23 protein-coding genes are annotated in these 26510 nt (G+C 69.0%); 16 read left to right on the forward strand and 7 right to left on the reverse strand.

Features of this window, described 5'->3' with window-relative positions:
- Positions 1 to 918, forward strand: a 918-nt coding sequence (locus ACTWQO_RS32985; protein WP_443241043.1) for a PucR family transcriptional regulator, incomplete at its 5' end; no start/stop codon positions are given.
- A 66-nt stretch (positions 919 to 984) separates the two neighbouring features.
- Positions 985 to 1773: a phosphatase gene (locus ACTWQO_RS32990; protein ID WP_443241044.1), complete on the forward strand. Its 789-nt coding sequence runs from the start codon at positions 985 to 987 to the stop codon at positions 1771 to 1773.
- On the opposite strand, the gene ACTWQO_RS32995 is transcribed toward ACTWQO_RS32990, so the two are convergent.
- The 3 genes from ACTWQO_RS32995 to ACTWQO_RS33005 form a co-directional block, all read right to left on the reverse strand.
- Positions 1766 to 2635 carry an acyl-CoA thioesterase gene (locus ACTWQO_RS32995; RefSeq protein ID WP_443241045.1) on the reverse strand — a complete coding sequence of 290 codons (870 nt, stop codon included), beginning with the start codon at positions 2633 to 2635 and terminating at the stop codon, positions 1766 to 1768. The two genes, ACTWQO_RS32990 and ACTWQO_RS32995, sit on opposite strands and share 8 nt — an antisense overlap.
- Before the next feature lie 35 nt (positions 2636 to 2670).
- Positions 2671 to 3828, reverse strand: a complete 1158-nt coding sequence (locus ACTWQO_RS33000; RefSeq protein WP_210576800.1) for an acyl-CoA dehydrogenase family protein — start codon at positions 3826 to 3828, stop codon at positions 2671 to 2673.
- Positions 3829 to 3924: 96 nt separating this feature from the next.
- The gene (locus tag ACTWQO_RS33005) at positions 3925 to 4515 is read right to left on the reverse strand and encodes an SACE_7040 family transcriptional regulator (RefSeq protein WP_443241046.1); all 591 of its coding nucleotides are present in this window, start codon (positions 4513 to 4515) and stop codon (positions 3925 to 3927) included.
- Positions 4516 to 4601: 86 nt separating this feature from the next.
- On the opposite strand from ACTWQO_RS33005, the gene ACTWQO_RS33010 reads away from it, so the two are divergent.
- The 10 genes from ACTWQO_RS33010 to ACTWQO_RS33055 all read left to right on the forward strand — a co-directional run bounded on the left by ACTWQO_RS33010 (position 4602) and on the right by ACTWQO_RS33055 (position 17555).
- Positions 4602 to 6218, forward strand: a complete 1617-nt coding sequence (locus ACTWQO_RS33010; protein ID WP_443241047.1) for a carboxyl transferase domain-containing protein — start codon at positions 4602 to 4604, stop codon at positions 6216 to 6218.
- A 15-nt stretch (positions 6219 to 6233) separates the two neighbouring features.
- Positions 6234 to 8150, forward strand: coding sequence for an acetyl/propionyl/methylcrotonyl-CoA carboxylase subunit alpha (locus ACTWQO_RS33015; protein ID WP_443241048.1), 1917 nt, complete (start codon positions 6234 to 6236; stop codon positions 8148 to 8150).
- Entirely contained in the window at positions 8147 to 9103 is a 957-nt protein-coding gene (locus ACTWQO_RS33020) for a hydroxymethylglutaryl-CoA lyase (RefSeq protein WP_443241049.1), read from the forward strand. Before ACTWQO_RS33015 ends, ACTWQO_RS33020 begins: the two co-directional genes overlap by 4 nt.
- 6 nt (positions 9104 to 9109) lie before the next feature.
- Positions 9110 to 10270: an acyl-CoA dehydrogenase family protein gene (locus tag ACTWQO_RS33025; RefSeq protein WP_443241050.1), complete on the forward strand. Its 1161-nt coding sequence runs from the start codon at positions 9110 to 9112 to the stop codon at positions 10268 to 10270.
- Between the two features lie 133 nt (positions 10271 to 10403).
- The gene (locus ACTWQO_RS33030) at positions 10404 to 11450 is read left to right on the forward strand and encodes an ABC transporter substrate-binding protein (RefSeq protein ID WP_443241051.1); all 1047 of its coding nucleotides are present in this window, start codon (positions 10404 to 10406) and stop codon (positions 11448 to 11450) included.
- Between the two features lie 107 nt (positions 11451 to 11557).
- Positions 11558 to 12403, forward strand: coding sequence for a siderophore-interacting protein (locus tag ACTWQO_RS33035; protein WP_443241052.1), 846 nt, complete (start codon positions 11558 to 11560; stop codon positions 12401 to 12403).
- 152 nt (positions 12404 to 12555) lie between these two features.
- Positions 12556 to 13998 carry a lysine decarboxylase DesA gene (desA, locus tag ACTWQO_RS33040; RefSeq protein WP_443241053.1) on the forward strand — a complete coding sequence of 481 codons (1443 nt, stop codon included), beginning with the start codon at positions 12556 to 12558 and terminating at the stop codon, positions 13996 to 13998.
- A complete protein-coding gene (locus ACTWQO_RS33045) occupies positions 13982 to 15259 on the forward strand; it encodes a lysine N(6)-hydroxylase/L-ornithine N(5)-oxygenase family protein (protein WP_443241054.1) in 1278 nt (425 codons plus the stop codon). The genes desA and ACTWQO_RS33045 overlap by 17 nt, the downstream gene beginning before the upstream one ends.
- A gap of 5 nt (positions 15260 to 15264) precedes the next feature.
- A complete protein-coding gene (locus tag ACTWQO_RS33050) occupies positions 15265 to 15789 on the forward strand; it encodes a GNAT family N-acetyltransferase (RefSeq protein ID WP_443241111.1) in 525 nt (174 codons plus the stop codon).
- Entirely contained in the window at positions 15786 to 17555 is a 1770-nt protein-coding gene (locus ACTWQO_RS33055; RefSeq protein WP_443241055.1) for an IucA/IucC family protein, read from the forward strand. Before ACTWQO_RS33050 ends, ACTWQO_RS33055 begins: the two co-directional genes overlap by 4 nt.
- Before the next feature lie 114 nt (positions 17556 to 17669).
- On the opposite strand, the gene ACTWQO_RS33060 is transcribed toward ACTWQO_RS33055, so the two are convergent.
- Positions 17670 to 19241: a beta-N-acetylhexosaminidase gene (locus tag ACTWQO_RS33060; protein WP_443241056.1), complete on the reverse strand. Its 1572-nt coding sequence runs from the start codon at positions 19239 to 19241 to the stop codon at positions 17670 to 17672.
- A 117-nt stretch (positions 19242 to 19358) separates the two neighbouring features.
- Between ACTWQO_RS33060 and ACTWQO_RS33065 the strand changes: the two genes are divergently transcribed.
- Positions 19359 to 20243: a DUF4429 domain-containing protein gene (locus ACTWQO_RS33065; RefSeq protein WP_443241057.1), complete on the forward strand. Its 885-nt coding sequence runs from the start codon at positions 19359 to 19361 to the stop codon at positions 20241 to 20243.
- A gap of 11 nt (positions 20244 to 20254) precedes the next feature.
- Here the strand turns inward: ACTWQO_RS33065 and ACTWQO_RS33070 are convergent, their stop codons facing one another.
- On the reverse strand, positions 20255 to 21814 hold the full coding sequence (locus ACTWQO_RS33070) for a purple acid phosphatase family protein (RefSeq protein WP_443241058.1): 1560 nt from the start codon (positions 21812 to 21814) through the stop codon (positions 20255 to 20257).
- Positions 21815 to 22000: 186 nt separating this feature from the next.
- Here ACTWQO_RS33070 and ACTWQO_RS33075 point away from each other — a divergent pair, with 186 nt between their 5' ends.
- The gene (locus tag ACTWQO_RS33075; protein ID WP_443241059.1) at positions 22001 to 22258 is read left to right on the forward strand and encodes a hypothetical protein; all 258 of its coding nucleotides are present in this window, start codon (positions 22001 to 22003) and stop codon (positions 22256 to 22258) included.
- A 12-nt stretch (positions 22259 to 22270) separates the two neighbouring features.
- Positions 22271 to 24088, forward strand: a complete 1818-nt coding sequence (gene glmS, locus ACTWQO_RS33080) for a glutamine--fructose-6-phosphate transaminase (isomerizing) (RefSeq protein ID WP_443241060.1) — start codon at positions 22271 to 22273, stop codon at positions 24086 to 24088.
- A 175-nt stretch (positions 24089 to 24263) separates the two neighbouring features.
- Here glmS and ACTWQO_RS33085 read toward each other — a convergent pair whose 3' ends face one another.
- Together ACTWQO_RS33085 and ACTWQO_RS33090 are read right to left on the reverse strand one after the other, a co-directional pair.
- Complete coding sequence (locus ACTWQO_RS33085) at positions 24264 to 24830, reverse strand: GPR1/FUN34/YaaH family transporter (protein WP_443241061.1); 567 nt, start codon at positions 24828 to 24830, stop codon at positions 24264 to 24266.
- A 151-nt stretch (positions 24831 to 24981) separates the two neighbouring features.
- Complete coding sequence (locus ACTWQO_RS33090) at positions 24982 to 25509, reverse strand: universal stress protein (protein ID WP_328364102.1); 528 nt, start codon at positions 25507 to 25509, stop codon at positions 24982 to 24984.
- Between the two features lie 317 nt (positions 25510 to 25826).
- On the opposite strand from ACTWQO_RS33090, the gene ACTWQO_RS33095 reads away from it, so the two are divergent.
- A complete protein-coding gene (locus ACTWQO_RS33095; protein ID WP_443241062.1) occupies positions 25827 to 26147 on the forward strand; it encodes a hypothetical protein in 321 nt (106 codons plus the stop codon).
- The last annotated feature ends 363 nt before the right edge of the window (positions 26148 to 26510 follow it).

Here is a 26510-nt window from a genome sequence, read left to right on the forward strand (position 1 = left end):
GTGCTGTTCGGGCCGGACGGCGGGGAGATCGCGGCGGCGGGGCGAGGGCTGGGGGACGAGGCGCTGGCGGAGCTGGCCGAGGTCGTACGGCCCGCCCGTACCTCCGGCGCTTCCCCCACCTCCGCCACCGACACCGTCGCCGGCACCCACCTCGCCGCCTACGCCCTCGGCGCCGGCCAGGGCTTCGTCCTGGGCATCGCGGCCCCGCAACGCGACCCCGGAGACCACACCATCGCCTCCGTCGCCGCCGTGCTGCTCACCCTCCTCACCGGCGAGCACCACAGCGGCGCGGGTGCGGCCCGGTCCTCCGCGCTGGTACGGCTGCTGCTGGGCGCCCCGCCCGAGGAGGTCGCGCCGCTGCTGGGCGCCGACCGTTGGCTGGTCGTGCACGCGCGGCCGGACGCGCAGCGCCCCGACGCCATGGCGGCCTCCGCCCTGGGCGCGGCGCTCGGTTCGCCGTTGGTGGACCTCGCCCAGGATGTCGTACGCGTGCTCGTGCCGTTGCGCGAGATCGAGCCGCAGCCGGGCTGGACGCTCGGGGTCAGCGCGCCCGCCGCGCCGCAGGAGTGGCCGTCGGCCGACACTCAGGCGGCCCGCGCCCTGGCACGCGCGCGTGCCACCCGAGCGGCCCTGGTCCGGCACGGCGCCCGCACCGGTCTCGCCGAACTCCTCCCGCAGGAAGAGGCTCAGGCGCACGCCCGCGCGCTCCTCGCTCCCGTCGCCGCCGCTGAGGCCCTCACCGAGACCCTGCGCACCTGGCTTTCCCTGCACGGGAGTTGGGACCGTACGGCCGTCGCGCTGTCCGTGCACCGCAACACCGTGCGGCAGCGGATCGCCCGGTGCGCGGCGTTGCTCGGCGCCGACCTGGACGATCCCGACGTACGCATGGAGTTGTGGTTCGCGCTGCGGGAACGGTGAGTGACGCGTGTCCCAGCGGGCGGGACGCCGGGTGTTCGCCCTGCGGTCTGCCTCACAATGGTTCCCATGCCGATATCCGGGACCCCCAGCCGCGCCGAGCTCGTCGACCACCTCGTGAAGACCCGTATCGCGGGCGACGTGGCCACGCCTCGCGAGAACAACCTCTCCCACTACCGCAAGCTGGCCAACGGCGACCGGCACTACTGGCTCGGCCTCGAGCTCGGCGAGCGCTGGACGGACGAGCAGGACGTGCTCGCGGTGATGACCGAGCGGGTGGGTGTGAACGACGACCCGGAGTACCGGTACGGCCAGGACACGATCGACCCCGAGCTGACGGTCGACGCCCTGGAGCGGATGGCGGCCCGGCTGCGCAAGGCGGCCGACGGCGAGCAGCGGGTGCTGTTCGCCACCGGCCACCCCGGCGGCCTGCTCGACGTGCACCGCGCCACGGCCGCCGCGCTGCGCACGGCCGGCTGCGAGATCGTCGTGATCCCGGACGGGTTGCAGACGGACGAGGGATACGTCATGCAGTTCGCGGACGTGGCGATGCTGGAGCACGGCGCCACGCTGTGGCACACGCACTCCGGCGCCCCGATGCGCGCCATCCTCACCGCCCTGGAGGAGGAGGGCCGCCCGCTGCCCGACCTGGTCGTCGCCGACCACGGCTGGGCCGGATACGCCGCCCAGCACGGCGTCGACTCCGTGGGGTACGCGGACAGCAACGACCCGGCCCTCTTCCTCGCCGAGTCCGAGGGCACCCTCCAGGTGGCGGTCCCCCTCGACGACCACGTCCTCAGCCCGCGGTACTACGACCCGCTGACGGCGTATCTGCTGTCCGAGGCGGGGCTCACCTAGGCCGGGGGGCGCGCACCACGCCCTCCTGGATCACCGATATCGCGAGCTGTCCGTCCTGCGTGTAGATGCGGGCCTGCCCGAGGCCACGGCCGCCGTGCGCCGACGGGGACTCCTGGTCGTACAGGAGCCATTCGTCGGCGCGGAAGGGCCGGTGGAACCACATCGCGTGGTCCAGGGAGGCCCCGACGACGTCCCCGACCGCCCATCCCCCGCGCCCGTGCGCGAGGAGGACGGAGTCGAGGAGGGTCATGTCGGAGACGTAGGTGGCGAGGACGACGTGGAGCAGAGGGTCGTCGGCCAGTTTGCCGTTGGTGCGGAACCAGACCTGGGAGTGGGGCTCGCGGGGCTCTCCGTAGCGGCCGTACGGCGGGTCGTCGACGTAGCGCAGATCGACGGCGGCCCGCGCCTCCAGCATCTTCTCGACGACCTCGGGGGCGAGGTCGTACGCCGGCAGCCGTTCCTCGGCGGTGGGCAGGCTGACCGGGTCGGGGGCGGCCGGCATCGGGGTCTGGTGCTCGAAGCCTTCCTCGTATTTCTGGAAGGAGGCCGAGAGCGCGAAGATCGGCTGCCCGTGCTGGACCGCGACCACGCGGCGCGTGGTGAAGGAACGGCCGTCGTTCATCCGGTCGACGTTGTAGACGATGGGCGCGCCCGCGTCGCCGATGCGCAGGAAGTACGCGTGGAGGGAGTGGGCGAGGCGGTCCTCGGGGACCGTACGCCCGGCGGCGACGAGCGCCTGGGCCGCGACCTGTCCGCCGAAGACGCGTGGGACGACGGCGGAGCGGGACTGGCCGCGGAAGATGTTCTCCTCGATCTGCTCGATGTCGAGCAGATCGAGGAGACCCTGTAGTGCCTGGTTCATGGCACCTTTTCTACTGGCCGGTAATTTCGGGAACCTTACAGGCCCATGTCCTTCGCGATGATCGACTTCATGATCTCGCTGGTGCCGCCATAGATGCGGTTCACGCGGTTGTCCGCGTACAGGCGGGCGATCGGGTACTCGTTCATGAAGCCGTAGCCGCCGTGCAGCTGGAGGCAGCGGTCGATCACGCGGTGCGCGACCTCGGTGCAGAACAGCTTGGCGCTGGCGGCCTCGGCCGGGGTCAGCTCACCGGCGTCGAGGGCCTCAAGGGCGCGGTCGGCGACGGCCTCCGCCGCGTCCACCTCGGCCTGGCAGGCGGCCAGCTCGAACTTGGTGTTCTGGAAGGAGGCGACGGTCTTGCCGAAGACGGTGCGGTCCTGGACGTACTCCTTGGCGAACCGGACGGCCGCCTTGGCCTGGGCGTAGGCGCCGAAGGCGATGCCCCAGCGCTCGGAGGCCAGGTTGTGGCCGAGGTAGTAGAAGCCCTTGTTCTCCTCGCCGAGCAGGTCCTCGACGGGCACCTTGACGTCGACGAACGCCAGCTCGGCGGTGTCGGAGGTCTTCAGCCCGAGCTTGTCGAGCTTGCGGCCGACCGAGTAGCCCTCGGACTTGGTGTCCACCGCGAAGAGGGAGATACCGAAGCGGCGGTCCTCGGCGGTGGGCGCGGACGTCCGGGCGCAGACGATCACGCGGTCGGCGTGGACGCCGCCCGTGATGAAGGTCTTGGCGCCGTTGAGGACGTAGTGCGTGCCGTCCTCGCTGAGCTTGGCGGTGGTCTTCATGCCCGCGAGGTCGGAGCCGGTGCCCGGCTCGGTCATCGCCAGGGCCCACATCTCCTCACCGGAGACGAACTTCGGCAGGAACCGCTTCTTCTGCTCGTCGGTGGCGAGCATCTTGATGTACGGCAGACCGAGCAGCACGTGCACACCGGAGCCGCCGAACTGCACACCCGCGCGGGCCGTCTCCTCGTACATCACGGCTTCGAACTTGTACGAGTCGATGCCGGCGCCGCCGAACTCCTCGTCCACGCGGATACCGAAGACGCCCAGCTCGGCCAGCTTGTAGTAGAAGTCGCGCGGCGCCTGACCGGCCGCGAACCACTCGTCGTAGACCGGCACGACCTCGGCCTCGATGAAGGCGCGAAGGGTCTCCCGGAACGCCTCGTGATCCTCGTTGAACACCGTACGGCGCACGCCGTCCTCCTCCACCGGTACCTGTCTAAGCGCTTGCTCATTCAAGGTACCGGCGAGTACGAAGCCGCGTCCAGACCGGCCCCTACGTAACGCTCGTCACGCCTCCGCCGCCGCGAACGCCCCCCGGGCCATCCGGTGCAGCAGCTCGGCCGTGGCCGCACGCCCCGGCAGGGACCCCGGCCGTCCCAGGTGCGGTGTCGAGTTGAGGAGGCCGAAGACCGAGTGGACGGCGGAGCGGGCCGTCGGTTCGGTGAGGCCGGGGTAGACCTTGCGCACCACCTCCACCCACAGCTCGACGTACTGCCGCTGCAGCTGCCGTACGAGCTTGCGGTCGCTGTCGCGGAGGCGGTCCAGCTCGCGGTCGTGCAGGGTGATGAGGGGGCGGTCGTCGAGGGCGAAGTCGATGTGGCCCTCGATGAGGGAGTCGAGGACGGCCTCGGCGTTGCCGTCGGCCTCGGCGACCCGGCGCTTCCCGCCGGTCAGGAGCTGGCCGCTGATGCCGACGAGCAACTCGGCGAGCATCGCGTCCTTGCCCGCGAAGTGCCGGTAGAGGCCGGGGCCGCTGATGCCCACCGCGGCCCCTATCTCGTCGACTCCGACCCCGTGGAAGCCACGCTCGGCGAAGAGGCGAGCCGCTTCCTTGAGGATCTGCTCACGGCGGGTGGGGGCGTCGGTTCTGGTGGCCATGAAGCCAATTCTAGACAGGGAGGTTAGCGGTCGTTAACCTGGAGGAAATGCGTTAACGCTCATTAACAAGGTGAGGGGACCGCGGGATGCAACAGGCACCGGAGCTCCACAGCGCGGCGGACCCCGCGTCGGAGGCCTGGCGGGCCAATGAGGCGGCACAGCTGGCGCTCGTCGAGGAGCTGCGCGGCAAGCTCGCCGCCGCCCGGCTCGGGGGCGGCGAGAAAGCCCGTGCCCGCCACACCGCACGCGGCAAGCTGCTGCCCCGCGACCGGGTCGACACCCTCCTCGACCCCGGCTCGCCCTTCCTGGAGCTGGCCCCGCTCGCGGCCGACGGGATGTACGACGGACAGGCCCCGGCGGCCGGCGTCATCGCCGGGATCGGGCGGGTCGGCGGACGCGAGTGCGTGATCGTCGCCAATGACGCCACCCTGAAGGGGGGCACGTACTACCCCATCACCGTGAAGAAGCATCTGCGGGCACAGGAAGTCGCCCTGGAGAACCGGCTGCCCTGCCTCTATCTCGTCGACTCCGGCGGCGCCTTCCTGCCCATGCAGGACGAGGTCTTCCCCGACCGTGAGCACTTCGGGCGGATCTTCTACAACCAGGCCCGGATGTCCGCGGCGCGCATCCCGCAGATCGCCGCCGTCCTCGGCTCGTGCACGGCCGGTGGGGCGTACGTCCCCGCGATGAGCGACGAGGCCGTGATCGTCCGCAATCAGGGCACCATCTTTCTCGGCGGGCCCCCACTCGTGAAGGCCGCCACCGGCGAGGTCGTCACCGCGGAGGAGCTCGGCGGCGGCGAGGTCCACGCGCGTGTGTCCGGCGTGACCGACCACCTCGCGGAGGACGACGCGCACGCGCTGCGGATCGTGCGCAACATCGTCGCCACGCTGCCCGCGCGCGGGCCGCTGCCCTGGGATGTGGTGCCCGCCGCGGAGCCGAAGGTCGACCCGTACGGGCTGTACGGCGCCGTGCCCGCCGACCCCCGTACCCCGTACGACGTCCGCGAGATCATCGCGCGTATCGCCGACGGCTCCCGCTTCTCCGAGTTCAAGTCCGAGTTCGGGCAGACCCTGGTCACCGGCTTCGCCCGGATCCACGGCCACCCGGTCGGCATCGTCGCCAACAACGGCATCCTGTTCTCCGAGTCCGCCCAGAAGGGCGCCCACTTCATCGAGCTGTGCGACCAGCGCGGGATCCCGCTGGTGTTCCTGCAGAACATCTCCGGGTTCATGGTCGGCCGGGACTACGAGGCCGGGGGCATCGCCAAGCACGGCGCCAAGATGGTGACGGCGGTCGCCACCACGCGCGTGCCGAAGCTGACGGTCGTGGTCGGCGGGTCGTACGGCGCGGGCAACTACTCGATGTGCGGCCGGGCCTACTCCCCCCGCTTCCTGTGGATGTGGCCCGGCGCCAAGATCTCCGTCATGGGCGGCGAGCAGGCCGCCTCCGTCCTCGCCACCGTCAAGCGGGACCAGCTGGAGGCCCGCGGGGAGTCCTGGCCCGAGGGCGAGGAAGAGGACTTCAAGGCGCCGATCCGTGCGCAGTACGAGCGTCAGGGGAACGCTTACTACGCCACCGCCCGGCTCTGGGACGACGGCGTCATCGACCCGCTGGAGACCCGTCAGGTGCTGGGCCTGGCCCTGACCGCGTGCGCCAATGCGCCCCTGGGTGACCCCCAGTTCGGCGTCTTCCGGATGTGAGGGGACCTTACGACCATGTTCGACACGGTGCTTGTGGCCAACCGGGGCGAGATCGCCGTCCGGGTCATCCGCACGCTGCGCACGCTGGGCGTCCGCTCGGTCGCCGTCTTCTCCGACGCGGACGCCGACGCCCGGCACGTCCGGGAGGCCGACACGGCGGTACGGATCGGTCCCGCCCCGGCGGCACAGAGCTATCTGTCCGTGGAGCGCATCCTGGAGGCCGCCGCCCGAACCGGCGCCCAGGCGGTCCACCCCGGGTACGGCTTCCTCGCCGAGAACACCGCGTTCGCGCGCGCGTGCGCCGAGGCAGGCCTGGCCTTCATCGGGCCGCCCGCCGAGGCGATCTCCCTCATGGGCGACAAGATCCGCGCGAAGGAGACGGTGCAGGCGGCCGGGGTGCCGGTGGTGCCCGGCGGACGCGACCCGGAACTCACCGACGCCGCCCGCGAGTTGGGCGCCCCCGTGCTGCTCAAGCCCAGCGCCGGCGGTGGCGGCAAGGGCATGCGCCTGGTGCGGGACCTGGCCGTGCTGGACGAGGAGATCGCGGCGGCCCGGCGCGAGGCCGCGGCCTCCTTCGGCGACGACACGCTCCTCGTCGAGCGGTGGATCGACCGGCCCCGGCACATCGAGATCCAGGTCCTGGCGGACGCCCACGGGAATGTGATCCACCTGGGCGAGCGCGAGTGCTCGTTGCAGCGCCGCCACCAGAAGATCATCGAGGAGGCGCCTTCCGTCCTGCTGGACGAGGCCACGCGCGCGTCCATGGGCGAGGCGGCGGTCCAGGCGGCGCGTTCCTGCGGGTACGTCGGCGCGGGCACGGTGGAGTTCATCGTCCCGGGCGTCGATCCGTCGTCGTACTACTTCATGGAGATGAACACCCGCCTCCAGGTGGAGCACCCGGTGACCGAGCTGATCACGGGCCTGGACCTGGTGGAGTGGCAGCTGCGGGTGGCGGCGGGTGAGCGACTGCCGTTCGCGCAGGACGAGATCCGGCTGACCGGGCACGCGGTGGAGGCCCGCGTCTGCGCCGAGGACCCCGCGCGCGGGTTCCTCCCGTCCGGCGGCACGGTCCTGCACCTGCGCGAGCCCCAGGGCGACGGCGTCCGCACCGACTCCGGGCTCAGCGAGGGCACCGAGGTCGGCAGCCTGTACGACCCGATGCTGTCCAAGGTGATCGCGTACGGCCCCGACCGCGCGACCGCGCTCAGGAAGCTCCGGGCCGCCCTCGGGGAGACGGTGACGCTGGGCGTGCAGACGAATGCCGGGTTCCTGCGGCGGCTGCTGGCCCACCCGGCGGTCGTGGCGGGCGAGTTGGACACAGGGCTGGTCGAACGGGTCGTGGCCGACCTCGTCTCCACCGACGTACCCGAGGAGGTCTACGAGGCGGCGGCGGCCGTACGCCTGGAAGCGCTGCGGCCGCACGGCGACGGCTGGACCGACCCGTTCTCGGTGCCGAGCGGCTGGCGGCTGGGCGGGGCAGCCAAGCCGGTCGGCTTCCACCTCCGGGTGCACGACGCCGTGGAGTACGTCCCGCGCGGTACCCACACGGTCACCGATGACGAGGTGTCGGTGCTGCTGGACGGCGTCCGGCACACGTTCCACCGAGCCGCCGACTGGATCGGCCGCGACGGCGACGCCTGGCACGTCCGCGACCACGACCCGGTCGCGGCCTCGCTCAACCGGGCCGCGTACTCCGGTGCCGACTCGCTCACCGCGCCGATGCCGGGGACGGTCACGGTCGTGAAGGTGGCCGTCGGTGACGAGGTGGCCGCCGGTCAGAGTCTGCTGGTCGTCGAGGCGATGAAGATGGAGCACGTCGTCTCCGCCCCGCACGCCGGCACGGTCGCCGAGCTGGATGTGGCGCCGGGCACGACGGTCGCCATGGACCAGGTACTGGCGGTCGTCGCACCGCACGAGGAGGCGGAGGAATGACAGTTCAGGGACTCCCCATGGCCGTACCGGCCCAGGGTCTGCCCACCCGGGTGCGGATCCACGAGGTCGGCGCGCGCGACGGACTGCAGAACGAGAAGTCGACCGTGCCGACCGAGATCAAGGCGGAGTTCATCCGCCGGCTGGCCGACTCGGGCCTGACGACGATCGAGGCGACCAGCTTCGTCCACCCCAAGTGGGTGCCTCAACTCGCGGACGCGGAAGAGCTGTTCCCCGCCGTGAGCGAGCTGCCGGTCGCGCTCCCGGTGCTCGTACCGAACGAACGCGGACTGGACCGGGCGCTGTCCCTCGGCGCCACCCGCGTCGCCGTCTTCGCCAGCGCCACCGAGTCCTTCGCCAAGGCCAACCTCAACCGGACGGTCGACGAGGCGCTGGCCATGTTCGAGCCGGTGGTCGCGCGGGCGAAGGCCGAGCAGGTCCACGTACGCGGCTATCTGTCGATGTGCTTCGGCGACCCGTGGGAAGGCCCGGTCCCGGTCCAGCAGGTCGTGCATGTCGCCAAGGCCCTGCTGGACATGGGCTGCGACGAGTTGAGCCTCGGCGACACGATCGGCGTGGCGACCCCGGGCCATGTCCTGGAACTCCTCGGCGTACTAAAGGAACAGCACGTCCCGACCAGCGCGTTGGGCGTGCACTTCCACGACACGTACGGCCAGGCGCTGGCCAACACCCTGGCCGCACTGCAACACGGCGTCACCACCGTCGACGCCTCGGCGGGCGGCCTCGGCGGCTGCCCGTACGCCAAGTCCGCCACCGGCAATCTCGCCACCGAAGACCTCGTGTGGATGCTGCAAGGACTCGGCATCGACACCGGAGTAGACCTCGGCCGTCTCGTCGCCACCAGCGTCTGGATGGCCGCCCACCTGGGCCGACCCAGCCCGTCCCGCGCCGTTCGCGCACTCGGTACAACACCACAGCCCCACAAGGAGCAGTGATCTGCCATGGACCACCGCCTGTCCCCCGAACTCGAAGAACTCCGGCGTACGGTCGAGCAGTTCGCACACGACGTGGTCGCCCCCAAGATCGGCGAGTTCTACGAGCACCATGAATTCCCGTACGAGATCGTCCGCGAGATGGGCCGCATGGGCCTGTTCGGGCTGCCGTTCCCGGAGGAGTACGGCGGTATGGGCGGCGACTATCTGGCGCTGGGCATCGCCCTGGAGGAACTCGCCCGCGTGGACTCCTCGGTGGCCATCACCCTGGAGGCCGGCGTCTCGCTCGGCGCGATGCCGATCCACCTCTTCGGCACCGAGGAGCAGAAGCGCGAGTGGCTCCCCCGCCTCTGCACCGGCGAGATCCTCGGCGCCTTCGGCCTGACCGAGCCGGACGGCGGCAGCGACGCGGGCGCGACGCGGACGACGGCCCGGCTGGACGCCGAGACGAACGAGTGGGTGATCAACGGCACGAAGTGCTTCATCACCAACTCCGGTACGGACATCACGGGTCTGGTGACGGTCACGGCGGTGACGGGCCGCAAGCCGGACGGCAGGCCCCTGATCTCCGCGATCATCGTCCCGTCGGGAACCCCGGGCTTCACGGTCGCCCCGCCCTACTCGAAGGTCGGCTGGAACGCCTCCGACACCCGTGAGCTGTCCTTCTCCGACGTCCGGGTCCCGGCCGCGAACCTGCTGGGCGAACAGGGCCGCGGATACGCCCAGTTCCTGCACATCCTCGACGAGGGCCGTATCGCCATCGCGGCCCTCGCCACCGGCCTGGCTCAGGGCTGCGTGGACGAGTCCCTGAAGTACGCGAAGGAGCGCCACGCCTTCGGCCGCCCGATCGGCGCCAACCAGGCGATCCAGTTCAAGCTCGCCGACATGGAGATGAAGGCCCACACCTCCCGCCTGGCCTGGCGTGACGCGGCCTCCCGCCTGGTCGCCGGGGAACCCTTCAAGAAGGAGGCGGCCCTGGCCAAGCTCTACTCGTCGACGATCGCGGTGGACAACGCCCGCGAGGCGACCCAGATCCACGGCGGCTACGGCTTCATGAACGAATACCCGGTGGCACGCATGTGGCGCGACTCGAAGATCCTGGAGATCGGTGAGGGCACCAGTGAGGTCCAACGGATGCTGATCGCAAGGGAGTTGGGGCTGACAAGCTGAAACCGCAGGTCACAGGGTGCGCACAGGCTTCGGACCGGGGGGCGGCCCACCCCTGGACAAGTGGTGAGGTTAGGCTAACCTACGTTCGAACTTGTCCGGCGGGCGCTTCGCCCCGTTCGAAAGCAGTCACACCATGTCCAACGCCAGAGCCACCCACTTCACCCGCCGTGGCATACTCGCCGCCGGTGGCGCCCTCGGCCTCGGTGCCGCGCTCGCAGCCTGCGGAGACGACGACGCGAAGAGCGGTGGCTCTGAGTCGACGGCCTCCGCGAAGGCTACCGGCCCCTGGTCGTTCAAGGACGACCGCGGTACGACCGTGAAGCTGGACGAAGTCCCCACGAAGATCGTCGCCTTCACCGGTGTCGCCGCCGCCCTCTACGACTACGGCATCGAGGTCAAGGGCGTCTTCGGCCCGACCAAGACCAAGTCCGGCAAGGCGGATGTGCAGGCCGGCGACATGGACGTCAGCAAGCTGACGATCTTCGGCAATGTCTGGGACGCGTTCAACGTCGAGCAGTACGCCGCCTTCCAGCCCGACGTCCTCATCTCCACGACCTTCGACAGCGCCGGCACCCTCTGGTACGTCCCCGAGGCGTCCAAGGACAAGATCGCCAAGCTCGCGCCGAGCGCCGCGATCTCCGTCTACGACCGCCAGCTGACCGCGCCGCTCGGCCGCATGTGGGCGCTGGCCGAGTCGCTCGGCGCCGACATGAAGGCCGACAAGGTCGTCCAGTCCAAGAAGAAGTTCGAGGACGCGGCCGCCCGGCTGCGCGCGGCCGCCAAGGCCAAGCCCGACATCAAGGTGCTGGCCGGTTCCGCGAGCACGGAGCTGTTCTACGTCTCCGGTACCAACCTCTCCATCGACCTGGAGTACTTCAAGGCTCTCGGCGTGAACTTCGTCGAGCCCCCGGAGAAGGCGAAGGAAGCGACCGGCGGCTGGTTCGAGAGCCTCAGCTGGGAGAACGTCGACAAGTACGGGGCGGACGTCATCATGATGGATGACCGGTCTTCGACGATTCAGCCGGCTGACATCACTGAGGGCACGTGGAAGCAGTTGCCGGCGGTCAAGGCTGGGCAGGTCATCGCTCGGTCGCCGGAGCCGATTCTGTCTTACGACAAGTGCACGCCGCTTCTTGAGAACCTTGCGGAGGCTCTTGAGAAGGCGAAGAAGGTCAGCTGATCAGGGGTGGTTGAGCTTTGCGGGGCGACTGCGGGCCGGATGTGGCTGGTCGCGCAGTTCCCCGCGCCCCTGGGTTAGTTCCCCTGACGCCGATTCAGGAGTTACCCATGTCTACCGCCGTCGCCGCCCCGTTCCGGTTCTTCTCTCTGCATGTCGTACGGACTCTGCGGCTCGGGCCGTCTCTGGTCCGGGTCACCTTTGCCGGGGACGAGTTGCGGGACTTCCACTCCAACGGGCGTGACCAGTCGCTGTCGCTGTTCCTGCCGCATCCGGGGCAGACCGAACCCGCCGTGCCCATCGAGCTCGGGGACGGCTGGTGGCAGGGGTGGCGGGAACTGCCGGATGATGTGCGGGCCGTGATGCGGTCGTACACGTTGCGGGCGTTGCGGCGGGAGCCCGATGAGATCGACATCGACTTTGTGCTGCACGGGGTCGAGCCGGGCGCCGCGGTGCCCGCCGGGCCGGCGTCGCGGTGGGCCTCGCGGGCGTGTGCCGGGGACCGGGTGCTGTTGCTCGGGCCGGCCGTCGCCGACAACCGGGCCATTCGCTTCCGGCCGCCTGCCGACACCGATCTGGTGGTGATCTGGGGCGACGAGACCGCCGTACCGGCCGTCTCCGCCATCGTCGAGTCGCTGCCGGCCGGCACCCGTGCCCGGGTCTGGCTGGAGGTGCACCATGCCGGTGACATCCAGGACCTGGTGACGGAGGCGGACGCCGACATCACGTGGCTCGTACGCGCCGAGGGGTCCCCCATGGCCCTCGACGCCGTACGGGCCGACCAACTCCCGCCCGCAGAGCGGCCGTACGTCTGGATCGCGGGTGAGTCCGGCTGCGTGAAGCAGCTGCGCCGGCATTTTGTGGGCGAGCGCGGGATCGACCGTCGCCGGGTCACGTTCGTGGGCTACTGGCGGCAGGGGCTGACCGAGGAGCAGCTGCGCGAGCGCGGCGAGTAGTGAGACAGCGACAGGAGTGACCACTGTCACGGGTGGGGGTGGGTTTCTCATGCGTTACATTCGGTGAAGTTAGGTTAGGCTTACCTAAGTTGAAGCTCAGACTCCACTTCTTCTCGACCCGCCACGGATCGTCCCCACCGGAGGACCCCCACATGCGCTCGCACCTGCTCAATGACACGACCGCGGAGCGGTACCGCCGCTCCGTGACCGAAGGAATCGAGCGGGTGGCGGCCAAACTCGCCACCACCGACCGTCCGTTCACCGGCGTCACGGTCGACGCCCTCGCCCCCCGTATCGACGCGATCGACCTCGACCGGCCGCTGCACGACACCGCCGCGGTCCTCGACGAACTGGAGGACGTCTACCTCCGGGACGCGATCTACTTCCACCACCCCCGCTACCTCGCCCACCTCAACTGCCCGGTCGTCATCCCGGCCGTGCTCGGCGAGGCGGTCCTCTCCGCCGTCAACTCCTCCTTGGACACCTGGGACCAGTCGGCAGGCGGCACCCTCATCGAGCGCAAGCTCATCGACTGGACCACCGCCCGTATCGGCCTCGGCCCGGCCGCCGACGGGGTGTTCACCTCCGGCGGCACCCAGTCCAACCTCCAGGCGCTGCTACTGGCCCGTGAGGAGGCGAAGACCGACTCCTTCGCCAAACTGCGCATCTTCGCCTCCGAGGTCAGCCACTTCAGCGTGAAGAAGTCCGCGAAGCTGCTCGGCCTGAGCCCCGACTCCGTCGTCTCGATCCCCGTCGACCACGACAAGCGCCTGCAGACCGTCGCGCTCGCCCATGAGCTGGAGCGCTGCAAGAAGGACAGCCTGGTCCCCATGGCCGTCGTCGCCACCGCCGGCACCACCGACTTCGGCTCCATCGACCCGCTGCCCGAGATCGCCGAGCTGTGCGAGCAGTACGACACCTGGATGCACGTCGACGCCGCCTACGGCTGTGGACTCCTCGCGTCGATCAAGTACCGCGACCGCATCGACGGCATCGAGCGCGCCGACTCCGTCACCGTCGACTACCACAAGTCCTTCTTCCAGCCGGTGAGTTCATCGGCCGTGCTGGTCCGCGACGCCGCCACGCTGCGGCACGCCACCTACCACGCGGAGTACCTCAACCCGCGCCGGATGGTGCAGGAGCGCATACCCAACCAGGTCGACAAGTCCCTGCAGACCACCCGCCGCTTCGACGCGCTCAAGCTGTGGATGACACTGCGGACGATGGGCGCCGACGGCATCGGCCAGCTCTTCGACGAGGTCTGCGACCTGGCCGTCGAGGGCTGGCAGCTGCTCGCCGCCGACCCGCGCTTCGACGTGGTCGTGGAGCCGTCGCTCTCCACCCTCGTCTTCCGCTACATCCCGGCCGCCGTCACCGACCCCGCCGAGATCGACCGGGCCAATCTGTACGCCCGCAAGGCCCTGTTCGCCTCCGGTGACGCGGTGGTCGCGGGCACCAAGGTCGGCGGCCGCCACTACCTGAAGTTCACCCTGCTCAACCCCGAGACGCAGGCGGCCGACATCGCCGCCGTCCTCGATCTGATCGCCGGCCACGCCGAGCAGTACCTGGGAGAGACCGTTGTCCGCGCTTCCTGAAGCCTCTGAAAAGACCCTCGACTTCGTCGGGATAGGCCTCGGCCCCTTCAACCTCGGCCTGGCCTGTCTGACGGAGCCCATCGACGACCTCGACGGGATCTTCCTGGAGTCGAAGCCGAGCTTCGAGTGGCACGCGGGCATGTTCCTGGACGGCGCCCACCTCCAGACCCCGTTCATGTCGGACCTGGTCACCCTCGCCGACCCGACGTCGCCGTACTCCTTCCTGAACTACCTCAAAGAGCAAGGGCGGTTGTACTCGTTCTACATCCGCGAGAACTTCTACCCCCTGCGCGTCGAGTACGACGACTACTGCCGCTGGGCCGCGAACAAGCTCAGCAGCGTGCGCTTCAGCACGACGGTGACGGAAGTGACGTACGAGGACGGTCTTTACGTCGTAAAGACAGCGGCCGGCGACACCTTCCGCGCCCGCCACCTGGTCCTCGGCACCGGCACCTCGCCGTACTACCCCGAGGCGGTGCGCGGCCTGGACGGCGACTTCTTCCACAACTCCCGCTACATGCAGAACAAGGCGGAGCTGCAGAAGAAGGAGTCGATCACGCTCGTCGGCTCCGGCCAGTCCGCCGCGGAGATCTACTACGACCTCCTCAGCGAGATCGACGTCCACGGCTACCGGCTGAACTGGGTGACCCGCTCCCCGCGTTTCTTCCCGCTGGAGTACACCAAGCTCACGCTGGAGATGACGTCGCCGGAGTACATCGACTACTTCCGTGAGCTCCCCGAGGCCACCCGCTACCGCCTCACGGCCCAGCAGAAGGGCCTGTTCAAGGGCATCGACGGCGACCTGATCAACGAGATCTTCGATCTGCTGTACCAGAAGAACCTCGGCGGCCCGGTGCCCACGCGCCTGCTCACCAACTCCTCGCTGAACAGCGCGCGGTACGAGAACGGCACGTACACCCTCTCCTTCCGCCAGGAGGAGCAGGAGAAGGAGTACGAGATCGCGTCCCAGGGCCTGGTCCTGGCCACCGGCTACCACTACGCCGAGCCGGAGTTCCTGAAGCCCGTGCGCGACCGGCTGGTCTACGACGCGCAGGGCAACTTCGACGTCGCCCGCAACTACTCGATCGACACGACCGGCCGGGGCGTCTTCCTGCAGAACGCCGGCGTCCACACCCACAGCATCACCAGCCCCGACCTGGGCATGGGCGCGTACCGCAACAGCTACATCATCCGTGAGCTGCTCGGCAGCGAGTACTACCCGGTCGAGAAGACCATCGCGTTCCAGGAGTTCGCCGTATGAACCCCATGACCTTCACCTTCCGCCCGCTCGACCCCCTGAACGACGCCGAGCTGCTGCACACCTGGGTCACCCACCCCAAGGCGGCCTACTGGATGATGCAGGACGCGAAGTTGCAGGACGTCGAGCGCGCCTACATGGAGATCGCGGCCGACGAGCACCATCACGCCCTGCTCGGGCTGCAAGGCGGCGAACCCGCCTTCCTCATGGAGTACTACGACCCCGCGCACCGTGAACTGGTCGGCCTGTACGACCCGCAGCCCGGCGACGTCGGCATGCACTTCCTGGTGCCGGCCACCGACCGGCCCGTGCACGGCTTCACCAAGGCCGTCATCACCGCCGTGATGGCCCACCTCTTCGAGGACCCGCGCACCGCCCGCGTCGTCGTCGAGCCGGACAGCGCCAACAAGGCCGTCCACGCCCTGAACGAAGCCGTCGGGTTCATACCCGAGCGGGAGATACAGAAGCCGGAGAAGAAGGCGTTGCTGAGTTTCTGCACGCGCGACCACTTCGAGAAGGCGGTGCACGGATGACCCTCGCCGACGCCACGGCCCACCTCTCCCCCGAGCGCTGGGAGCGGGCCAACCGCCTCCTCATCCGCAAGGCACTCGCCGAGTTCGCGCACGAGCGGCTGATCACCCCCGAGAAGGACGGTGACCGGTACGTCGTACGCAGTGACGACGGCCTGACCCGGTACACCTTCTCGGCAGTGGTCCGCGCCCTCGACCACTGGCAGGTGGACGCCGACTCCATCTCCCGCCGCCGCGACGGCGCCGAACTCCCCCTCGCCGCCCTCGACTTCTTCATCGAGCTGAAGAAGTCACTCGGTCTGAGCGACGAGGTCCTGCCGGTCTACCTGGAGGAGATCTCCTCCACCCTCTCCGGCACCTGCTACAAGCTCACCAAGCCGCAGACGACCTCCGCCGAGCTGGCGAAGAGCGGCTTCCAGGCCATCGAGACCGGCATGACCGAGGGCCACCCCTGCTTCGTCGCCAACAACGGCCGACTCGGCTTCGGCATCCACGAGTACCACTCGTACGCCCCCGAGACCGCGAGCCCGGTCCGCCTGGTCTGGCTCGCGGCCCACCGCTCGCGCGCCGCGTTCACGGCCGGTGTCGGCATCGAGTACGAGTCCTTCGTACGGCAGGAACTGGGCGAGGAGACCGTGGAGCGCTTCTACGACGTCCTGCGCGACCAGCACCTCGACCCCGCCGACTATCTCCTCATCCCCGTCCACCCCTGGCAGTGGTGGAACAAGCTGACGGTGACCTTCGCCGCCGAAGTCGCCCAGAAGCACCTGGTCTGCCTCGGCGAGGGCGACGACGAATACCTGGCCCAACAATCGATCCGCACCTTCTTCAACAGCACCACCCCCGAGAAGCACTACGTCAAAACAGCGCTCTCGGTCCTCAACATGGGCTTCATGCGCGGACTCTCGGCCGCCTACATGGAGGCCACCCCCGCCATCAACGACTGGCTCGCCCAGCTCATCGACAACGACCCGGTCCTCAAGTCCACCGGCCTGTCGATCATCCGCGAGCGCGCCGCCGTCGGCTACCGGCACCTGGAGTACGAGAAGGCGACGGACCGCTACTCGCCGTACCGCAAGATGCTCGCGGCCCTGTGGCGCGAGAGCCCGGTCGCATCCCTCCAGGACGGCGAGTCGCTGGCCACCATGGCCTCCCTCGTCCACGTCGACCACGAGGGCGCGTCCTTCGCGGGCGCCCTGATCGCCCAGTCCGGCCTGACCCCGACGGAGTGGCTGCGCCGCTACCTGCGGGCGTACTTCACCCCGCTCCTCCACAGCTTCTACGCCTACGACCTGGTGTTCATGCCCCACGGCGAGAACGTCATCCTCGTCCTGAAGGACGGCGTAGTGGAACGCGCGATCTACAAGGACATCGCCGAGGAGATCGCCGTCATGGACCCGGAGGCGGTCCTGCCGCCGACGGTCGAACGGCTCCGCGTGGAGGTCCCGGAGGAGAAGAAGCTCCTCTCCATCTTCACGGACGTCTTCGACTGCTTCTTCCGCTTCCTCGCCGCGAACCTGGCGGCCGAGGAAATCCTGGACGAGGACGCCTTCTGGCGCACGGTCGCCGAAGTCACCCGCGACTACCAGCACTCGGTGCCCGAACTCGCCGACAAGTTCAAGCAGTACGACATGTTCGCCCCCGAGTTCGCCCTCTCCTGCCTCAACCGCCTCCAACTCCGCAACAACAAGCAGATGGTGGACCTGACGGACCCGGCGGGCGCACTCCAGCTGATCGGCAACCTGAAGAACCCCATCGCGGGGCTATAGGCGCCCACAGACCGACGGGCACCCCGGAGTACGGTCCTCCGGGGTGCCCGTCAGCGCAATTTCCCTAGGGGCGCGGGGAACTGCGCGACCAGCCCCCACCGCCCCGCAGACGAATCACGACACCGATCCCCACGGAACCTGCGGAGACCGGTAGTACCCAATCCCCATCGCATCCCACCGCGCCCCCTGCGCAGCAAGCCGCACCTTGTACCCATCCCAGTCATGCGTCGAGGCCGGCGACCACCCCAACTCAGCCACCCCCGCCAACCGCGGAAACGCCATGTACTCGATATCCGCGGACTTGGTGATCGTCTCGCTCCACAACGGCGCCTCGACACCCCGAACAGCCGCCGCAGGCACCCCCGCAAGGTAGTCACCGGGATCCCAGTCATACGACCGCCGCACCTCGACGTACCCCGCCCACGCCAACCCCAGCGGAGTATTCGCGTCGTACTTCATGTCGAGGTAGATCCGGTCGGCCGGCGACAGAATCAGCCCCGTCCCGTTCCGCGCCGCCGCAGCGACCTGCGCCTTCTCCTCCGCACTGGTGGAGTCGAGCCCCCAGTACTGCGCAAGCGCCCCCTTCGCCGGAGTGGCCCCTGTCAGCTGATGCCAACCCACCACGGTCTTCCCGTACTTCGCGACGATCGGCTGCACCCGATCCATGAACTTCACGTAGTCCTCATGGCTGGTGGAGTGCGCCTCATCCCCACCGATGTGCAGATACCGCCCCGGCGTCAGCGCCGCCAGCTCCCGCACCACGTCGTCCACGAAGTCGTACGTGATCTCCTTGTCCACGCACAGCGAGCTGAAGCCGACCTCCGTGCCGGTGTAGAGCGGCGGAGCCACACCGTCGCAGTTCAGCTCGGCGTACGAGGCCAGTGCGGCGTTCGTGTGGCCGGGCATGTCTATCTCGGGGACGACCTCCAGATGGCGGGAGCCCGCGTACCGGACGATCTCCTTGTAGTCGGCCTTGGTGTAGTAGCCACCGGGGCCACCGCCGACCTGCGTGGAACCGCCGTACGTCGCCAGCCGCGGCCAGGAGTCGATGGCGATGCGCCAGCCCTGGTCGTCGCTGAGGTGCAGATGCAGCTTGTTGATCTTGTACAGGGCGAGCTGGTCGATGTAGCGCTTGACCTGGTCGACGGTGAAGAAGTGCCGGGAGACATCGAGCATCGCGCCGCGCCAGCCGTACCGCGGGGTGTCCTTGATCGTGCCGCCCGCGATCAGCCACGGCCCGGGCTGCACGGAGTCCTTCTCGACGGCGGCGGGAAGGAGCTGCCGCAGGGTCTGGACGCCGTGGAAGAGCCCGGAGGGCCCAGCCGCCGTGATGGTGACGCCCTTGCGCCCGCTGTCCAGGCGGTAGCCCTCCGCACCGAAGGAGCCCTTGCCGAGCCGGAGTTGGATGCCTCCGGAGCCGTACGTCGTGACCGGCAGTCGATAACCGGTCGAGGGACGCAGGACGTCCGCCAGATATTCGCCGACCCTGCGCGCCTCGCGCGAGCCGTCGACACGGATGCGGGTGGCGTCGGTGATGCGGTACGGCGATCCGCCCGCGTCGACCGAGGCGGGGGCCGGGATCACCCGGTCCAGCGGCGTCGCGGCGGCCCGCGGGACCGGTGCCGCGCCGACCGCGAAGGCTCCGGCCGCCGTCACCAGCAGCAGCGAACCGAGGAGCCGGAACATACGGGGAGTCGTTCTGTGGTGCCGTCTCACATGCGCTCCCTTCAGGATTGCCCTCAGGATGACCGTCAGGATTGGTAGAGACCACTCTCTCGCAGAAGCGATGAAACAATCCCTCTCATGGCGGAAATCATCCAGAAGGACGGCACCTGGGCCTTCGACGGCGACGCCCTGCGACTGACCCCAGGACGGGACAAGAACGTCAGCCTGCTCCGCAAGACCCTGGGTGAACTGGTCGTCCCCCTGGGAGCGTTGGCGGGCATCTCCTTCGAGCAGGGCAGGAAGACCGGGCGGCTCAGGCTCCGGCTGCGCGACGGCGCCGACCCGCTGCTGCACGCCACCGGCGGACGGCTGGCCGAACCCCACGACCCCTATCAGCTGATCGTCGACTCCGACCGCTACGGCGTCGCCGAGTACTTCACGGACGAGGTCCGCAACGCCCTGCTCCTGGACGAGGTGCCGTCCGACCCCGTCTCCGAATATCTGCTGCCGGGCCCGGCGGTCCCGCTGTCGGTCTCCGCGGGCGACGGCACCGCGAGTTTCGACGGCGAGCGCATCCGCCTGGAGTGGAACTGGAAGACCGAGGACGCCAAGGCCGCCGCCGGCACCCGCACGCTCACCCTGTCCGACCTGACCGCCGTCGAATGGCACCCGGCGGCCGGCCTGGAGAACGGCTATCTCCGCTTCACCGTGAAGAACGCCCCCACCAAGGCCCCGCCCAAGTACGACCCCAACTCCGTCGAGCTGTGGGGCTTCAAGAAGGACCCGCTGATGGCCCTGGTCGCGGCGGCGGTCCAGGCCAGACTTCCGCATCCGGCCCAGGCCGCCGCCATCGACGTACATGACGCACGACCGGAAGTGCCTTCTCCTCCGGTGGCCTCCGCCGAGGACGACCATGACGCCCTCCTGCGCCGGCTGCGCGAACTCGGCGAGCTGCACCGGTCGGGCGTGCTGACGGACGAGGAGTTCACCGTGGCCAAGCAGGCGATCCTCAAGCGGATGTAACCCGAGGGGAGTTACTTCGCCCTGCGCGCCACCGTGAAGTGGTCGATCCGGTCACCGGTCTCGGCGATGCCGGACACGTTGAGCCTGGCGTAGTGGCCGCGCGGGGCGGGCTCGACGTCCACGCGCAGGAAGGAGTAGTTGAGGTAGCGCACCCGGGACCAGGCGACGGTCTCATCGACCTTGCCGTCCTTGGTGTTGACGAACGAGGCCACGGAGTCGACCTCGTGCGGGTGCCCCTCGTAGGAGTCCGGCGCGCTGAACGCGTACAGGCTGCGGCCCGCCGCGCCGGCCGTCACATAGACGACGCCCTCGGTCTCGGGGTAGGCCGTGTCGCCGATGGCGAGCTTCTTGGCGACCTTGTTCCCCTTGATGACGTCGGTGCGCTCGTACTGGTGGTTGTGGCCGTTGATGACCAGGTCCACCGTGTACTTCTCGAACAGCGGCACCCACTCCTGGCGCACGCCTCCCTCCGAGGCGTGCGAGGTGGACGTGCAGTAGGCGCAATGGTGGAAGAACACGACGATGAAGTCGATGTCGTGCGCGGCCCGGTACTTCTTCAGCTGCGCCTCGAACCACGTGGTCTGGGTGCCGCCGGAGATGCCGAGGTTGGCGGGGATCTCGAACGACACGTCGTTCGGGTCGAGCGAGATGATCGCGGTGTTGCCGTAGACGAAGGAGTACACGCCCGGCAGATTCGCCTTGTCGGGCCCGTTGTCGGGGAGGGTGAAGCGGGCCTCCTCGCCGCCGTAGCCGTTGGGCGAGTACCAGGCCTCCATGTCGTGGTTGCCGTAACTCACCATCCACGGCACGGACTTGGCGACCGACTCGGTCTGGGCGAGGAACTGGTCCCACACTCGCGAGTCGAAGCCGGTGTCGGCACTCTTGCCCGCGCCGGCCGGGTCGGCGTAGGCGATGTCGCCGGCGTGCAGATGGAAGACCGGGTCCTGGCCGAGGATCAGGCTGTCGTTGGCGAGGCCGTGGTAGCTGACGCCCTGGTCGCCGAAGGCGGTGAAGGTGAACGGCTTCTTGTGGTCGGGCGCGGTGGTGAAGGTGCCCAGGGTGCCGGTGAGATGCGGCTCGGCCGGGTCGAAGCCGTCGTGGCCGACGCCGTAGTAGTACGTCCTGCCGGGGCGCAGACGGGTCAGCTTGGCGTGCACGTAGTACTGGGTGTGATCGGCGCTGACGCCGACTCCGGCCGGGGTGTAGAGGGTGCGCACCTCGGCGTCGATCTTGCGGGAGAGGTCCCAGGGGCGGGCGCCGATGCGGATGAACGGCTTCTTGACGGCGACCGGGACCTGCCAGGAGACGGTCATCTCGGTGCGTGCGTCGTTGCCGTAGGCCAGGTGGCGGCCGAAGGGGGCGACGAGCGCGCCGTCGACGGTCTCGGTGCTCGTCCGCTGCGTCGGCACCGCGGCCTGGGCGGTGGCACCCGGTACGAACGCGCCACCCGCGACGGCGCCGAGCGTGACGGCGCCGCCTCTGATCATCGTGCGCCGCGAGAAACGCGTGCGCAGGTATGCGTGCTGCTCGGCCATGCTCATGCGCTCGGCCAGCCGCTCCGGTACTCCCATGCGAGGAATGTCCATGGCGACTGAAACTCGTCCCCTTGGGCAACGAGCCGAGTGCTCCCGGATGGACAGCTCACGAACAGCTGCTCATGACAGTTTCAGCGTTCTCCCAAAGAATTCCAACAGGTCAATGCCCGATATCGGGCAGGATTCTTGCGAAAGCGCCGCCGGTACCCCAGGATCTACCGGGTGCACGACGAACTCGTAGATCATCTGACGCGCTCCACGCCCCTCAGCCGGGGCGAGGCGCTGCGCGTGATCCAGGACGTGCTCGCCTACTTCGACGAGACGACCGAGGACTACGTCCGTCGCCGCCACCGTGAGCTGCAGGCCCACGGCCTGGTGAACGCGGAGATCTTCGAACGGATCGAGGCGGACCTCACATACAGGGCGGTCGCACCCCCGGAGCTCACCCTCCGGCAGCTGCGCCGCATCGTCTACGGCTAGGAATACCTCTACATGTGCGGAATTGTCGGATACATCGGCAAGCGTGACGTCGCCCCTCTGCTCCTGGAGGGACTCCAGCGTCTGGAGTACCGCGGCTACGACTCGGCCGGCATCGTCGTGACCACCCCCAAGTCCTCAGGCCTGAAGATGGTCAAGGCAAAGGGCCGGGTCCGCGATCTGGAAGCCAAGGTGCCGGCCCGCTTCAAGGGCACCACCGGCATCGCCCACACCCGCTGGGCCACCCACGGCGCCCCCTCCGACGTCAACGCCCACCCGCACCTCGACGCCGAGGGCAAGGTCGCCGTCGTCCACAACGGCATCATCGACAACGCCTCCGACCTGCGCCGCAAACTGGAGGCCGACGGCGTCGAGTTCCTCTCCGAGACCGACACCGAGGTCCTGGTCCACCTGATCGCCCGCTCGCAGGCGGAGAAGCTCGAGGACAAGGTCCGCGACACCCTCCGCGTCATCGAGGGCACCTACGGCATCGCCGTCCTGCACGCCGACTTCCCCGACCGCATCGTCGTCGCCCGCAACGGCTCCCCGGTCGTCCTCGGCATCGGCGAGAAGGAGATGTTCGTCGCGTCGGACATCGCGGCCCTGGTCACCCACACCCGGCAGATAGTGACGCTGGACGACGGCGAGATGGCCACCCTCAAGGCCGACGACTTCCGCACGTACACGACGGAGGGCACGCGTACGACGGCGGAGCCCACCACCGTCGAATGGGAAGCGGCCTCCTACGACATGGGCGGCCACGACACCTACATGCACAAGGAGATCCACGAGCAGGCCGACGCCGTGGACCGCGTCCTGCGCGGCCGCATCGACGACCGCTTCTCCACCGTGCACCTCGGCGGCCTGAACCTGGACGCCCGCGAGGCCCGCCAGATCCGCCGCGTCAAGATCCTCGGCTGCGGCACCTCGTACCACGCCGGCATGATCGGCGCCCAGATGATCGAGGAGCTGGCCCGCATCCCCGCGGACGCCGAGCCCGCCTCCGAATTCCGCTACCGCAACGCGGTCGTCGACCCCGACACCCTGTACATCGCGGTCTCCCAGTCCGGTGAGACGTACGACGTCCTGGCCGCCGTCCAGGAGCTGAAGCGCAAGGGCGCACGGGTGCTGGGCGTGGTGAACGTCGTCGGCTCGGCGATCGCCCGCGAGGCGGACGGCGGCATCTACGTGCACGCCGGCCCCGAGGTCTGCGTGGTCTCGACGAAGTGCTTCACGAACACGACGGTCGCCTTCGCGCTCCTCGCCCTGCACCTGGGCCGCACCCGCGACCTCTCGGTCCGCGACGGCAAGCGCATCATCGAGGGCCTGCGCAAGCTCCCCGCCCAGATCGGCGAGATCATGGAGCACGAGGGCGAGATCGAGAAGCTGGCCCAGCAGTACGCCGAGGCCCGCTCGATGCTCTTCATCGGCCGCGTCCGCGGCTACCCGGTCGCCCGCGAGGCCTCCCTGAAGCTCAAGGAGGTCTCCTACATCCACGCGGAGGCCTACCCCGCCTCAGAGCTGAAGCACGGCCCCCTCGCCCTGATCGAGCCCGCCCTCCCCACGGTCGCCATCGTCCCCGACGACGACCTCCTGGAGAAGAACCGTGCCGCCATGGAGGAGATCAAGGCCCGCAGCGGCAAGATCCTCACCGTGGCCCACCAGCACCAGGAGAAGGCCGACCAGACGATCGTAGTCCCGAAGAACGAGGACGAACTGGACCCGATCCTGATGGGTATCCCTCTCCAACTCCTGGCGTACCACACGGCATTGGCACTGGGCAGGGACATCGACAAGCCCAGGAACCTCGCCAAGTCAGTAACGGTCGAGTAAAGGCATTTAGGGGCGCGGGGCTGTATCAATTTGCGGCTCCGCCGCGTGGGCGCGACAAGCCCCCACACACCCGCAGAGGCCAAACAACAGAACGGACCCCCACGTGCTGCCACCAACGCACGGGGGGTCCGTCAGATCGCCGGGGCCGCCCAATACCCCGACGTCGGCTGCCATTTCAGCCGTGGGCCGTCACGCCCCGACCGGCAGCACGCCCTCGCAGCGCCGTCGGCCAGTGAGCCAGCGCAGCAGTCGCCGCATACCAAGCCACCGCACCGGCCGCGACAGCGAACCACCCACCCACCTTGGTGAGCCCGTCATTGTCGGCGAAGTTGGCGACAGCCATGAGCACCAGGGCGACGAAGAACAACCCGTACATCCCCTGACCGAGCTGATCCCCACCCGCGAGGGTGAGCGTCAGCGCCACAAGGGCGAACAGCAGCAGGAACAACCCGGCCGCGTTGGCGGAGACTTGGGCGTCAGCAGAGACGGCCCAGGTGAACCAGAGCGCACCGAGCGCCGAGAACGCCGTACCACCGACGGAGTCCCTGTCCCGGAAGGCCATGAGGCCGGCGACGAAGAGGGCAACACCGCCCACATACTGGGCGATTGATACGGCATCAGCAGCCGACACACCGTCGATCACGTCGGTGTACCCCAGCCCGAAGGCCAACAGGGTGATTCCCAGGGCGAGTCGGCCGACCACGGTAGTGATTCCGCTTCCCGCAGAGACGTCGTTGTCCACGGCGGGCTCCCTTCATGCATGTGCAGTTGTGCGGTGACCGATATATGCCCTTCACAAGGGCACAAACACCTCTACGCACGAGTAGTTTTACGCTCTGCACAAAGGGGGTCCGGCCGCGCCAACTCCACATCTCACCTGGGACAACGGCACGTTACGGAATGACAACGACGGGCCGCTTCGCCCGCTTGGCGAGCCTCCCGGCGACAGACCCGAAGAGCCGTCCGACGATGCCCTGCGTGGACCCGACGACGATCGCGTCCGCCTCGTACTCCCGCCCGACCTCTTCGAGTTCATGGCAGATGTCGCCGCCGCGCTCGACGAGGATCCAGGGCACCTCGGCGAGATAGTCCGCGCAGGCGAGCTCCAGCCCGAGCACCTCGGTGCGATGGTCCGGGACGTCGACGAAGACGGGTGGCTCGCAGCCGGCCCACACGGTGGTGGGCAGCCGGTTGGCCACATGGACGATGATCAGGCCCGACCCGGAGCGATGGGCCATGCCGATGGCGTACGCGAGGGCGCGCTCACTCGAGGTGGAGCCGTCGAAGCCGACGACGACGCCGTGCTTGAAAGCGGGATCGCAGGAATGGCGTGACTCTTCCGCCGCCAGGGGATCGGCCGCCGTGTGATCGGCGACCGGCCGCTTGCGGTCCGCGGGTTCGAAGAATTCGTGACCGGCCATGGCTGTCTCGGCGTTGTGATCCTTTTGGGAGGGACGACAGTGTGCGGCGGAGCTGTGTCCGGGAATCATCTTCCCAACCCCATACCCCCAAGGGTACGGCGGCACGCCTCCTTAAGCCCAGATCCCGCGCAACCTCCGCGGGGGTTCCAGGGAGCATGCACGAGGCCACGCCCGTAACGCAATGGTTGCTGCGCCGTACAGGCGGTTTGCACAGCATTCACTTACCCGGCCTGCGCGGGGCCGGGTCAGCACGTACAGTGACCGACACCTCGAACACGCGTTGAACCCGGCGACCGACCAAACCCCGGGAGCACGCAATGTCCGGCCCACGTCCCACCCCCGAGGCCCCCCACTCCCAGGACACCGCGACCGACGTGGTCCGCTGGGCGGCCTTCAGCTGTGTACTCGTCCCCGTCGTCCTTCTCGTGTACGGCACCTCCCTCGCCGGCGCCACGGGTACGGCCCTCGGCCTGGCGGCCGTCACCGCCGTCTGCCGGGTGCTGCTGCGCCAGTCCGAGCGCAGCGCCGCCCGGCCGCTCACCGACGAACCCGCACCGCACCGGGGCCGTCACCACAGGAGCGGGACGGGGGCCCACAGAGGCGGACGTCACACTGGGGGAAACTCACCGGTCGACTGACCGGTTTCCGCACCCGGAACCGCTTCTTTTCAGCCAACTTCTGGCCACCGCACGCCCCTTGCCCGAAGCACCCCCCACGCCCCGTTCCACCTGCACGGAAAGGGCCCCGAAGGGCGTGCGCACCCTACAGGGATTGGCCACTGCGACGAGGCGCACTTCCCTGCACGCCCCGCGAGTGCAACGCTTCGTGATCGAATGCTTCACGCCAAGTTGCCAAGTCGACAATGTGCCGGGTGATGAACTGGTCACCCCGGCACCACGGGACGCAGTAGATTCGATCTTGACTGTCTTACGGCGGGGGACTCGTGCAGGACCGAGGGGAAACGTGCAGGAGCGACACAACCGAGGAGCCGCGACCACCGA

Source organism: Streptomyces sp. 4N124, assembly GCF_052245395.1.
Classification (GTDB): domain Bacteria; phylum Actinomycetota; class Actinomycetes; order Streptomycetales; family Streptomycetaceae; genus Streptomyces.

Bases quoted from the DNA above. Each gene is read 5' to 3' on its own strand.
- ACTWQO_RS32990 (WP_443241044.1), top strand. From the start codon at position 985: ATGCCGATATCCGGGACCCCCAGCCGCGCCGAGCTCGTCGACCACCTC.
- ACTWQO_RS32995 (WP_443241045.1), bottom strand. From the start codon at position 2,635: ATGAACCAGGCACTACAGGGTCTCCTCGATCTGCTCGACATCGAGCAG.
- ACTWQO_RS33005 (WP_443241046.1), bottom strand. From the start codon at position 4,515: ATGGCCACCAGAACCGACGCCCCCACCCGCCGTGAGCAGATCCTCAAG.
- ACTWQO_RS33010 (WP_443241047.1), top strand. From the start codon at position 4,602: ATGCAACAGGCACCGGAGCTCCACAGCGCGGCGGACCCCGCGTCGGAG.
- ACTWQO_RS33015 (WP_443241048.1), top strand. From the start codon at position 6,234: ATGTTCGACACGGTGCTTGTGGCCAACCGGGGCGAGATCGCCGTCCGG.
- ACTWQO_RS33020 (WP_443241049.1), top strand. From the start codon at position 8,147: ATGACAGTTCAGGGACTCCCCATGGCCGTACCGGCCCAGGGTCTGCCC.
- ACTWQO_RS33025 (WP_443241050.1), top strand. From the start codon at position 9,110: ATGGACCACCGCCTGTCCCCCGAACTCGAAGAACTCCGGCGTACGGTC.
- ACTWQO_RS33030 (WP_443241051.1), top strand. From the start codon at position 10,404: ATGTCCAACGCCAGAGCCACCCACTTCACCCGCCGTGGCATACTCGCC.
- ACTWQO_RS33035 (WP_443241052.1), top strand. From the start codon at position 11,558: ATGTCTACCGCCGTCGCCGCCCCGTTCCGGTTCTTCTCTCTGCATGTC.
- desA (WP_443241053.1), top strand. From the start codon at position 12,556: ATGCGCTCGCACCTGCTCAATGACACGACCGCGGAGCGGTACCGCCGC.
- ACTWQO_RS33050 (WP_443241111.1), top strand. From the start codon at position 15,265: ATGACCTTCACCTTCCGCCCGCTCGACCCCCTGAACGACGCCGAGCTG.
- ACTWQO_RS33055 (WP_443241055.1), top strand. From the start codon at position 15,786: ATGACCCTCGCCGACGCCACGGCCCACCTCTCCCCCGAGCGCTGGGAG.
- ACTWQO_RS33060 (WP_443241056.1), bottom strand. From the start codon at position 19,241: ATGTTCCGGCTCCTCGGTTCGCTGCTGCTGGTGACGGCGGCCGGAGCC.
- ACTWQO_RS33065 (WP_443241057.1), top strand. From the start codon at position 19,359: ATGGCGGAAATCATCCAGAAGGACGGCACCTGGGCCTTCGACGGCGAC.
- ACTWQO_RS33070 (WP_443241058.1), bottom strand. From the start codon at position 21,814: ATGGGAGTACCGGAGCGGCTGGCCGAGCGCATGAGCATGGCCGAGCAG.
- glmS (WP_443241060.1), top strand. From the start codon at position 22,271: ATGTGCGGAATTGTCGGATACATCGGCAAGCGTGACGTCGCCCCTCTG.
- ACTWQO_RS33090 (WP_328364102.1), bottom strand. From the start codon at position 25,509: ATGGCCGGTCACGAATTCTTCGAACCCGCGGACCGCAAGCGGCCGGTC.
- ACTWQO_RS33095 (WP_443241062.1), top strand. From the start codon at position 25,827: ATGTCCGGCCCACGTCCCACCCCCGAGGCCCCCCACTCCCAGGACACC.